The 10,456-nt window shown below is 58.3% G+C and carries 6 protein-coding genes and 4 tRNA genes; 4 read left to right on the forward strand and 6 right to left on the reverse strand.

The genetic code is table 11. From position 1 onward, the window contains the following. Positions 1-49: 49 nt before the first annotated feature. The 4 genes from JNM42_RS18030 to gltX form a co-directional block, all read right to left on the reverse strand. A tRNA-Asp gene (locus tag JNM42_RS18030) sits at positions 50-126 on the reverse strand. A 59-nt stretch (positions 127-185) separates the two neighbouring features. After that, positions 186-261, reverse strand: a tRNA-Glu gene (locus tag JNM42_RS18035). Positions 262-287: 26 nt separating this feature from the next. Further along, positions 288-363, reverse strand: a tRNA-Ala gene (locus JNM42_RS18040). A gap of 81 nt (positions 364-444) precedes the next feature. Beyond that, on the reverse strand, positions 445-1,839 hold the full coding sequence (gene gltX, locus JNM42_RS18045; RefSeq protein WP_294273540.1) for a glutamate--tRNA ligase: 1,395 nt from the start codon (positions 1,837-1,839) through the stop codon (positions 445-447). A 95-nt stretch (positions 1,840-1,934) separates the two neighbouring features. Here gltX and JNM42_RS18050 point away from each other — a divergent pair. After that, a tRNA-Val gene (locus JNM42_RS18050) sits at positions 1,935-2,009 on the forward strand. A 669-nt stretch (positions 2,010-2,678) separates the two neighbouring features. Here JNM42_RS18050 and JNM42_RS18055 read toward each other — a convergent pair. Both JNM42_RS18055 and JNM42_RS18060 read right to left on the reverse strand, forming a co-directional pair. Next, positions 2,679-3,911 (reverse strand): carbohydrate porin, encoded by a 1,233-nt coding sequence (locus tag JNM42_RS18055; protein WP_294273541.1) that lies wholly within the window; start codon positions 3,909-3,911, stop codon positions 2,679-2,681. 228 nt (positions 3,912-4,139) lie between these two features. Then, positions 4,140-6,002: an arylsulfatase gene (locus JNM42_RS18060; RefSeq protein ID WP_294273544.1), complete on the reverse strand. Its 1,863-nt coding sequence runs from the start codon at positions 6,000-6,002 to the stop codon at positions 4,140-4,142. 256 nt (positions 6,003-6,258) lie between these two features. Here JNM42_RS18060 and JNM42_RS18065 point away from each other — a divergent pair, with 256 nt between their 5' ends. From JNM42_RS18065 to JNM42_RS18075, 3 genes are all read left to right on the forward strand, one after another. Further along, on the forward strand, positions 6,259-7,203 hold the full coding sequence (locus tag JNM42_RS18065) for a helix-turn-helix domain-containing protein (protein WP_294273549.1): 945 nt from the start codon (positions 6,259-6,261) through the stop codon (positions 7,201-7,203). A 798-nt stretch (positions 7,204-8,001) separates the two neighbouring features. Further along, positions 8,002-9,525 (forward strand): DUF1254 domain-containing protein, encoded by a 1,524-nt coding sequence (locus tag JNM42_RS18070; RefSeq protein ID WP_294273552.1) that lies wholly within the window; start codon positions 8,002-8,004, stop codon positions 9,523-9,525. A gap of 430 nt (positions 9,526-9,955) precedes the next feature. After that, a complete protein-coding gene (locus tag JNM42_RS18075; protein WP_294273554.1) occupies positions 9,956-10,099 on the forward strand; it encodes a hypothetical protein in 144 nt (47 codons plus the stop codon). The last annotated feature ends 357 nt before the right edge of the window (positions 10,100-10,456 follow it).

Here is a 10,456-nt window from a genome sequence, read left to right on the forward strand (position 1 = left end):
AGGTTTGGCGGGAATAAAAAAAGCCCTGAAACTCAGGGCTTTTTTATGTTGGCGGAGTGGACGGGACTCGAACCCGCGACCCCCGGCGTGACAGGCCGGTATTCTAACCAACTGAACTACCACTCCAGTACTGCTCAAAAGCAAGGGGTTGCGGCGTGTTGCGCCAGGCAACCCCTGCCTGTTCTTGGCGTCCCCACGGGGATTCGAACCCCGGTACCTACCGTGAAAGGGTAGTGTCCTAGGCCTCTAGACGATGGGGACCCGGACTAATTTCTCTTTCGGCCTGTTGGTGGAGGTACGCGGGATCGAACCGCGGACCTCTTGCATGCCATGCAAGCGCTCTCCCAGCTGAGCTATACCCCCGCTCGAAAGAAGGGCGCATTATAGGGAGACGGCCAACTCTTGTAAAGCGCTTTTTCCTTGATAGAGTGTATCCGGAGCCGCTCAGTTGCTCGCTGCCGCCGCCAGACGCTTGAGCACCAGTTCGCGCGGAAACAGGGCCAGCAGGGCGTCGACCGAAGGCGTCTGCGTCTGCCCGGTCAGCAACACGCGCAGCGGCATCGCCAGCCGGGGCATCTTCAGTCCGTGCTTGCCGATACACGTCTTGATCAGCGCGCTTATGGCTGCCGCATCCCACGCCACCTCGTGGATGCCGGCGACAAAATCGGCCAGCGCCGGCAGCGCTTCCGACGTCAGGTGCTGCGCCAGAATCTCGGCCTTCGGGTGCAGGTCGATGTAGAACACTTCGGCGGCATCGGCCAGTTCGTTCAGATTGCTCACGCGCTCCTTGTAGAGGCCGCTGATGGCCGCCAGCGAGGGCGAGGCGCTGACCTTTACGTCGCGCGCGGTGAGCCGTGGCTGCACCAGCGCCGCCAGACGCTCGTTGTCGGCCTGCTTGAGGTAGTGGGCATTGAGCCAGTTCAGTTTCTCGGTGTTGAATTGCGCCGCCGAGGGCGTGATGTGGTCGAGGTCGAACCACGCGCAGAACTGCGACATCGAGAACACCTCCTCGTCGCCGTGCGACCAGCCGAGGCGGGCCAGATAGTTGAGCACCGCTTCCGGCAGATAGCCTTCGTCGTCATACTGCATCACGCTCACCGCACCGTGGCGCTTGGACAGCTTCTGCCCGTCGTCGCCGAGAATCATCGAGAGGTGCGCGTAAAGCGGAACCTGCGCGCCGAGCGCGGTAAGGATGTTGATCTGACGCGGCGTGTTGTTCACATGGTCGTCGCCACGGATGACGTGCGTGATGCCCATCTCCCAGTCATCAACGACGACGCAGAAGTTGTAGGTCGGCGTACCGTCGGCACGGGCGATCACCAGATCGTCGAGCTCGGCGTTGGCAATCTCGATGCGGCCCTTGACCAGGTCATCCCAGGCCACCACACCGTCGAGCGGATTCCTGAAGCGTACCACCGGCAGCGCGCCGGCCGGCGGCGTCGGCAGCGTCTTGCCGGGCTCCGGGCGCCAGGTGCCGTCGTAACGCGGCTTGAGTCCCTTGGCGCGCTGCGCCTCGCGCATGTGCTCGAGTTCGTCCGGCGTCGTGTAGCAGGGGTAGGCGGTGCCGGCGGCCAGCATGGTCTGGATCACCGCCCGGTAACGATCCATGCGCTGCATCTGGTAAAACGGGCCTTCGTCGTGCGCCAGGCCGAGCCACTGCATGCCGTCGAGAATCGCCTGCACTGCCTCCGGCGTCGAACGCGCAACATCCGTGTCTTCAATGCGCAGAATGAACTGTCCGCCGTGGTGCCGGGCAAAGGCCCAGGAGAAAAGGGCGGTACGCGCGCCGCCGATGTGCAGGAAGCCGGTCGGGGAGGGGGCAAAACGGGTGCGGATCATGTTCACTGGCCGAAAAGCGGAAAGGGCGTATTGTAAGGTAAGCGCACGCAAATTGACCGTATGGCGCTGTTGTGGTTAAATCCTGTCCCTCTGTCGGGCGGTTAGCTCAGCGGTAGAGCACTGCCTTCACACGGCAGGGGTCACTGGTTCGATCCCAGTACCGCCCACCATAAAAATCAAAGAGTTAAGAAGAATACGAGTTGCCATTTTCTTGCCGTACGGAAAATATACGGAAATCAGCGTTCTGTCGTCGAGCAAAACTGATGCCAAGCAATCCAGGCCGGCCAGCCACAGTCCAGAATACATAGCAATTTCCAAGCGAAATAATCAGCCATTCCAGCCAGTCAGAGTATCTCGCTGGTTGACTGTCGCAACAAATGAAACCATTGGCCTCTATACAAAACGTAATCCGCCATTCTTGTCTAGCATCGGAATGAGTGCTGTCCACTTGAAGTCATCAAGGCACGTGAAACGCGGTGACACGAACGTCAGGTAACTGACCTCAAACTTGTCGCTCGATGCTTTTATCGGCGGGTCCGCTCTTCGGCCAATCCGGTCATTGGGGCTCTGTGTTACCAACGGCTGCAATGGGGAGGTCAGCGGTCGTAACACTGGAAGCCGGCTCGAACGTCCGGTTGGTACTTCAGGTTACTTCCGGAATCGACCCTTTGCGGTCACTGGAAGTTTCGAAGGTCAAATGGCAGCTAACAGCGTTGAGCAGCCGTCCATGACGACTGCTCAATGACAAGTCCTCGGCCAATCCCGCCATTAACTCAATGTGCAGAATCCGGCAGCAATCTGCCCTTGGACGATCAGCCTTGTCTGGTGAAAATCAACAATCAGAACCTCAGGCCAACACGAATGCCCAAAATCTGGGTGTTATCCAGATTCTTGAAGTTGCCGTTCCCATCTTGAACCTTGTCGAGCGCCGGTGAGATGTACTGGTAGCTCGGACTTATGCTCAGCCACGGCGTCACCGCGAAGTTGTAATAGACCTCGACAGCGCTTTCCCGGTGTAGCCCCAAATTAAAGGTGTCGCGCATATAGGGAATGAAATTGTCGCTAAATTCAGTGAGCGCCCAGCCGATCCCGAATTCGTCATGGGGTCTGCCGGGAACGATGCCTTTGCCGACGAGGCCCAGCGAATAACTGTATTTGACCGGGTTTGCCTTGCCGTCGCTGAGGCCGAAGCTGAAAAATGTCCCCAGACCACGTTTCGACTCCCCTTCCGGCTGCCACAGATACTGCTCGAAACTATAGACGGCGGCCCAGGTTTCGTTCTCCGTGTTCAGCGGCTGGGTGGGAATGAGCAGCGCCGGCGCTTGCTTTTCGAGTATCTCAACCAGAACTGGCCCGGGATTTCCCAGGCGGGGATAGCGCGCCGTCAGCAATGAGCGCGCGATATTGCTCGGGTCCTGGATCAGCGAGGGGCGCTCTTTGTTGCTCCATGCAAATGTCAGATTCTGGTGGCCGGGCAGGCCGAAGGGCTTGATCTTGATATCGCCGCTCAAGAGTGCCATGACACCATCGCTAAAGGCGTTGTTGAGACTGTCGTCCAAAATGGTGCCGTTCGGATCAAGCACCATCCCGGCTACAGTGATATCGTGCGAGGGCAGGTACAGCACAGACGCGCCGTAGGCCGAAAGCGGAACCAGTGCCGCTACCAGCGGGAGATTGAGGGCGGTATTCAGGAACCCTGTACGATAGTCGCCGTGAAACTGGTTGGTCGGGGCGATTGTATTGATCTTGCCCAGCTGGAGGCCGAATTGCGGACTGAAGAACTGGGTATAGGTCAGTTCCTGGATACCGGTATCGGGCTTGGTGTTCGGCAGCATCCAGAATTCGTTTGCCGGAATCATGGCGCCGGAATCATACAGCAGGTTGTTTCCGAAGCTGCTGATCGTCTGTACCTTGAAATAGCCACCCGGCCACAGGCCCAACTTCCCGGTATCGACCGTCAGCGCAACGATGGCGTTGCCCCAGTTACTGCCGCCGGCATCCCGACCGCCGCTCGTGATGGTTTGTGGTGTCCAATAGGCATCAACGTCAAGCACGATGCCTTTCTTGGCCATTTCATCTCGCAATCCACCCCAGTCGCCAGTGAGCCTGGGACGCGTAGCCAAATCCCCACCCCAGGTTTCGGGAATGGCCTCTGGCATGGCAAGCGCAGGAAGTGAGGCGCTGAACAGTGTGGCCAAAGCGGCTAACCGAAGTTTCGATTTCATGTATTACCTCGTTGTTTACCAGACAATGCATTGAGCACACGGCTGGTGGTGAACTAATGCCAAGTTTCGTTTTGCTTATCTGGAATGGCCTTGATTCGGCTCAGGATCGGCCCACATATCTTTGGGTGGCTCGAATTGCTGTTTGTAGATTAGTGGCGGGTAGCCTTCGTCGTCCGGTACCCGTGGTGGAAGCTTGAACTCCAGCGTCTCGAAAGGTGAGCGGCTGGGCAGGATCACGTTGTTGGCCTTGACATAGTCAACCCAAAGCGCCTTCATGTGCCCTAGCTTTTCGGGGTATTCCGTGGCGAGGTTGCTCCGTTCGGCCGGATCGTTGGCCAGGTTGAAAAGCTCCCAGTCGCCTTTACCGAATGGCTTGTACTGCCAACGAATTTTCCAATCCCCCTGGCGTACCGCGCGGTTACCAAAAATCTCCCAGCCCAGATAATCCTGCGCCGTGCGCGGTGATTCCGCACGCCCGGCAAGCATCGGCCCCCAGGATTTTCCCATCAGTGGTGGTAGTTGCTGGCCTGCGGTAGTCTTTGCTGGGTACGTTACTCCAGCGGCTTCCAACAGGGTTGGCATGATGTCGGCAACATGCATCACCCCGTGGTTGATGCTGCCCGCCGGACGACGGATGATCGGTCCGCTGACGACAAGGGCATTGCGGATGCCGCCTTCGGCAACCCAGCCCTTATACTGGCTGAACGGGGTCATCGAAACCTGTGCCCACATCGGACCATAGCCGACATACGAGCCCGGGTCGCCCCAGTTTTCGGGCTTGTTATTCGGCCATTTTGTCGCGAAGTGAAGTGCGTCGCGCGTGCCTGGGGTTCCCGCAATCGATTCGGCGAGATCGGTGCCTTCCGCACCGTTGTCGCCAAAGACGATGAAGATGGTGTTGTCGTATTCGCCTATTTTCTTGAGATGATCGACGAGGCGTCCGACGTGGTGGTCGAGATTTTCCACCATGCCCGCATAAAGCTCCATCTTCTTGGCGAGCAACGCCCGCTTTTCCGGCGCCAGCACGATGGGGTCGGGGACGAACCACATGCGCTCGGCGAGTTTCGTTCCTGCTGGCATGATGCCGAGTTCTATCTGCCGGTTCAGGCGTGCCTTTCGTACGGCGTCCCAACCCTTTTCATACACTCCGGCATAGCGATTGCGCCAGTCGGCGGGTAAATGGAAGGGATCGTGCGGTGCCTGATGGGCCACATAGGCGAAAAACGGTTTCCCGTCGCCACGATGGTCGTCGATGAAGCGAATCAACTTGTCCGTGTATGTCTGCGTTGCGTAATAATCCTTGGGCAGTTCCTTCAGGTAGCGACCATCTTCGGTGAACACCGAAAGGGGGCTGGCCGAGGTCATGTTGGTCATGTCCCAGTAGCTGCCGGCACCGTCGAGCAGCGAGAAGTCGCGCTCGAAGCCCCGCGCCCGGGGAATCTGGTCCGGGCTCTTGCCGAGGTGCCACTTGCCCACCATGTAGGTGTGATAACCCGCGTCCTTCAACAATTGCGGCAATGTGGCGACCCGCTCGTTGAGATGGCCCTCATAACCGACAGCGCCGCGCTGGTTGGGTGCCGTCCACTCGTCCATGTTTCCCAGACCATTGCGATGGGTATCGACGCCACTCAGCAGTGTTGCCCGTGTCGGAGAACATGTCGGATTGGTATAGAAATTCGTGAACCGCACCCCTTGTTTGGCAAGGGAATCCATATTCGGGGTTCGGATTTCGCTGCCGAAGGCGCCCAGGTCAGCATAGCCGAGATCGTCACCCAGAATGACGACAATATTGGGCCGGCGCGAGTTGTCCGCCGCTGTAACGGTGGATGGCAAGGCAAGCGCGCCAAGCATGAAGCCGAGGGCGCTTAATCCAGCCCTGAGCCAGAATCCGAAGCGCGTGCTTCTACCCAAACCCCGGGCGGCCATTTTCCTCATCATTTCGCTCCTCCGTACATGCTGCATATGCGCAACGGCATCCCCCGAAATACTGTTACCGCGGCACTCGCGTAGGGGAGCAGCAGAGGGATCCTTCTTTACTGTTACACTCATGAACTGGCTAACAGCCAACGGCATCCGTTGACCTTACAGGCGACCGTTGGAAGTCTGCGCTTGAGTAAAGTCGCTGTCTATCGTATTTCCGCAAGTAATCCCCATCGTGAATTCCCTGGCCAAAGAAACTACAGCCGCCGTTACGGTGATTGAAATCACCGATCCTTCCGAGGCAAACGAAGGAATCGAACTGGTCGACCTGAACGCGGTGCAACTCCACGCAGGCTCCTTGAGGGCGCGTCGCGTGGTTGTACGGGCCGGCACAACTGCTATAGCGCTTAATACCAGCAATGTCCGCTTGCGGACGCGTACAAAATGCAGTGAAGGACTGGTCGCCTACGTTGTATTCGGGCCGAGTTCTACAGGTACGGTCAACGGAATGCCGGTCAGACCCGACCAATTGCTGTCCGCAGGGCTGGGGGCTGAGGTCGGATTCGTCGTCGAGCCAGGCTGGGAAAGCATCACATTTCTTTTACCGGCAATGGATCTCGATGCGCACCTGTCCGTCCGCAAACGCTCCAGCTTGCTTCCCCCACCGGGGGAGGCGGTAATGCTCTCAGCCGCCCCTGACGTCGCGAACAAACTTTTCGCCTGGGGTAGGCAACTCGCGGAGACTGCGGCAAAGCAGCCTGAATTGTTCAATGTCGGTGAGAGGATGCTTGCTGCGCTACAGATCGAATTTTTCGAGAAGCTACTTGCCGCTATTGGTGTGGCCGAAGTATTCAAGCCGAGTCGGAGCGACCGGACTCGCCAGCGGCAGAGCCGCATCGTGAAGCTTGCCGAGGAGTATGTCCTGGCGCAAAACGGTGCCAACCTCTACGTGACCGACTTGTGCCGAATTGCCGGCGTCAGCGAGCGGGCCCTTGAGTATGCCTTCAAGGAGGTCATGGGATTGACGCCGGTCGCCTTCCTAGCAAAGCTTAGGCTGCACCGGGTTCGCCAGGCGCTGATAGCAGCAACCTCGGGATCGACCACCGTCGCAAACGAAGCACTACGCTGGGGGTTCTGGCACCTCGGCGAATTCTCTCGTGCCTTCAGAAAGTGCTTTGGAGAACTGCCTTCGGAAACGCTCGAACGAAACAGAGAGTAGCCAAAAATTGGCGAAGCACCCATTTGATCAACAGTAGTTGGACGCGCAATGCAATACCAATCAGACGCCCAATCGCTACCTACCTCCTTGTGGCCCGTCGTGTGAGCACCCCGAAGTTCTGCTTAGGCGTTCGCTAAAGGACTACTTTGGGTCGGAGTTCGCTTTCGCCAAGTATGAAAGCTGCCGACCGCGACTGCTCAAGGGTGAATGGCAGGTAAGCAGCCTAATTGCTGCCCGATTGAGCGCCTTCGGCCAACGGCCGTTGTCGCGGACAAGTTCGCGTAGCTCCTCCGACAGGTTTTAAAGCAAACCGGCCTTTCAAACGGTAGGTCTGCGCAAACAGCGAACGGCCGAACCTGGCCGGGACTTGCCTGACGCACAGTCTAGCCTAACGGCAGCAACCGCTGCGTAGCTGACCTTGGGGCGAAAAACCGGAATGGCGGATTAGCACGTATAGGCCATCCGGCAGGTTCCGGAGTGTAGCGGTTACTTGAATGACAACTTTAGAGAACAGGCGAGCGGCGGGTTGTGGCCGACAGTACTAAGTGGGGTACGCGCCACATTGCGGCCATTGAAAAATTCGTGGTTTCGGCGAACGTCGGCTTCCTGGCGCAGGGCCCTACTCACCCTATCGGCCATGAACGGACGTTAATAACATCAGCCAAAACCAGTCATTGAGGAGGGGTAGGTGTAAGCTGATAATGTGGCGTTTGAATGGCAGCGTGATCGGAGTCGGGTTCCGCTGGTAGTTTTAAAGGACGCTTCCTTTTGCTCACCAAATTTCGACAGGAAACAGGAATGAACGTTAAACACATGACGGCATTGTTCGCCGGTGTATTCGTTTGCGTGCTGGCTGCCGGTACCGCGCAGGCGGAAAACCCGCCAAAGATGAAGATGACGACTGCAATCCCTGCTGGCATCGCAATGCCGGACAAAATCGACACCCGTTTGGGGACCCTGAAATTCTTCGACGGTTTTCCTGACGATGCCTCCGTCGAAAAACTTTACGACAATCTTGACTTCCAGCGAGCCGTGCAGGCCTACCTGCTCGGTCTGGCGCCAGTAAGCCAGTTGGCGAACCGCAAGGGCATCCTCGAAGTGGGGCCGGCCAACACCACCGTGCCGATCTTCGAAACGATGATGAATGCCCGCTCGCTCTTCCTGACCCCGAACAACAATACGCCGTACACCTGGTTCTGGCTGGACTTGAAAAATGGCCCGCTGGTGGTTGAGGTGCCGCCCAAAGTACTCGGCCTGGTCGACGACATGTGGTATCACTTTCTTACGGATATCGGCATGGTCGGGCCGGACAAGGGTGAGGGCGGCAAGTATCTGATCATCCCACCCAACTACAAGGGTGAAATTCCGCAACAGGGCTACCACGTGGTGCGCTCGCCAACCTTCAGTAACTGGATCGCATGGCGCACCTTCCTCGAGAATGGCGACCCGAAACCCGGTGTGGATCGGGTCAAGCAATACACCAAGATCTACCCGCTGGGACAGGAAGCCAATCCGCCGAAACTGAACTTTGTTAACGTATCCGGACGGGATTTCAATACGGTTGGCCCGGCTGAATATCCATTCTGGGAGTATCTCAATCAGGTGGTTCAGGAGGAGCCGACCGAGTCGGTCGACCCAACCACACTTGGCCTCTGGGCATCGATTGGTATTCAGAAGGGCAAACCCTTCAATCCCGATGCGCGGATGAAGAAGATCCTCACCGAGGCTGCACTGGTCGGCGATGCCACCGCGCGGGCCACCATGTACCGCTGGCGCTCACCGGAAGGCTACTACTATCCGGACACCAAGAGCGCTTGGCGCATGGGGTTCATTGGCGGCTACAAGTTTGAGGAAAACGGTGCACGCCTTCTGGACGGCTACGCGGGCTTCATGTTCTATGCAACCGGTGTAACACCGGCAATGGATTCAAAAATGGTCGGGCAAGGGTCGCAATACATGGCGGCATTCGTCGATTCCAAAGGCAAGCCGCTCGATGGCGGCAAGAACTACAGGCTCCACCTGCCGCCCAATATCCCGGTCGCCAACTTCTGGTCAGTGATCCTCTACGACAACCAGACCCGCTCGATGCTCCAGACCGACCAGCACTGGCCGGCGGTGAGCAGCCAGACCAAAGGACTGATGGTCAATCAGGACGGTTCGGTGGATGTCTATTTTGGGCCAACTCCACCGAAGGGCAAGGAAAGTAACTGGGTGCAAACTGTCCCTGGCAAGGGCTGGAATACGCTGCTACGGCTCTATGGTCCGCTACAACCGTGGTTTGACAAGACGTGGCGGCCAGGCGAGATTGAGTTGGTCAAGTAATCTCACCAGATCTTCCGCTCAAGAAGAACCCAAACGACAAAGGCGTCTCACGGCGCCTTTGTCATTCCCGGAGCTGCCGTATCCAGCTATTCAACAAACGACCGCTTTCTAAAGGTCTGAATGGCCGCAACGGGTCGGGAGTGCGAGTTCGCAAGCTTGGCAAGCTGACGTTCGACCCCAGTTTGGCGCCTGCGTCAGTTGACCACTGCACACCTGACTCTCCCTCTGCGCTCGGAGATCTGACCGCTTCAACCGGCCGGCAGGCTGATGCAGATCAGCCCACGAGAAGAGTTGGCTTGATCGCTTCGCACCCAAGCCAAGACGCACCCGCCCGGCGCATGCCCGGAAGTCCGTCAACCGCCCCCAGGACAAGTAGCGTTCAGTTGGAGCCGCGTAAGCACGATCCTCACCGTTGCGCAGCGGACCGAAGGTGCCACATCCGCGCTCCCAGCGCGTACGCCAACCCCTGCCCTTGCAGCCGCTCCCGCACGGAACTGACGTCCAGGTTGATCCCCTTGGCGATCTCCACCCGCTCGACGACGTCTATCAGGTGATCCACTCGCCCTCGAAGTGACGCTAAAAATTTTGCAAATTTTTTTTGAAATTCCTGTGCCCCTGACAGGCGGGCTCCCCCTCCCCCCGTTCTCCCAAACCGGACCCCCACTTCGGTTTTTCGTTTTTTGGGGACAGCCCCCCATTTGCTGATCCGGGTTTCGGTCCGCCGTAGGCGGCCCGGCCGAGAACCCGTGTGCCATGACTGGCCGATGGCCTTGCCATCGTTTCCTTCATTCACCGGAGTTCATCATGAAAGCCAAAGCCATTCCGCTGTCCCCTTCCCTTCCTGTCCCTGCCGATCGCCTGCTCAGGCGCTCGGCCCTCGCCGCCTTCCGTGGCCTGCGCGCGGCGGGCACCCGCGCCCGGGCGGTTCCCG

Source organism: Propionivibrio sp. (assembly GCF_016790145.1).
Lineage (GTDB): Bacteria > Pseudomonadota > Gammaproteobacteria > Burkholderiales > Rhodocyclaceae > Propionivibrio.

Coding starts and splice junctions, on each gene's coding strand:
- gltX (WP_294273540.1), bottom strand. CDS start 1,839: ATGATCCGCACCCGTTTTGCCCCCTCCCCGACCGGCTTCCTGCACATC.
- JNM42_RS18060 (WP_294273544.1), bottom strand. CDS start 6,002: ATGATGAGGAAAATGGCCGCCCGGGGTTTGGGTAGAAGCACGCGCTTC.
- JNM42_RS18070 (WP_294273552.1), top strand. CDS start 8,002: ATGAACGTTAAACACATGACGGCATTGTTCGCCGGTGTATTCGTTTGC.
- JNM42_RS18055 (WP_294273541.1), bottom strand. CDS start 3,911: ATGGCCAAGAAAGGCATCGTGCTTGACGTTGATGCCTATTGGACACCA.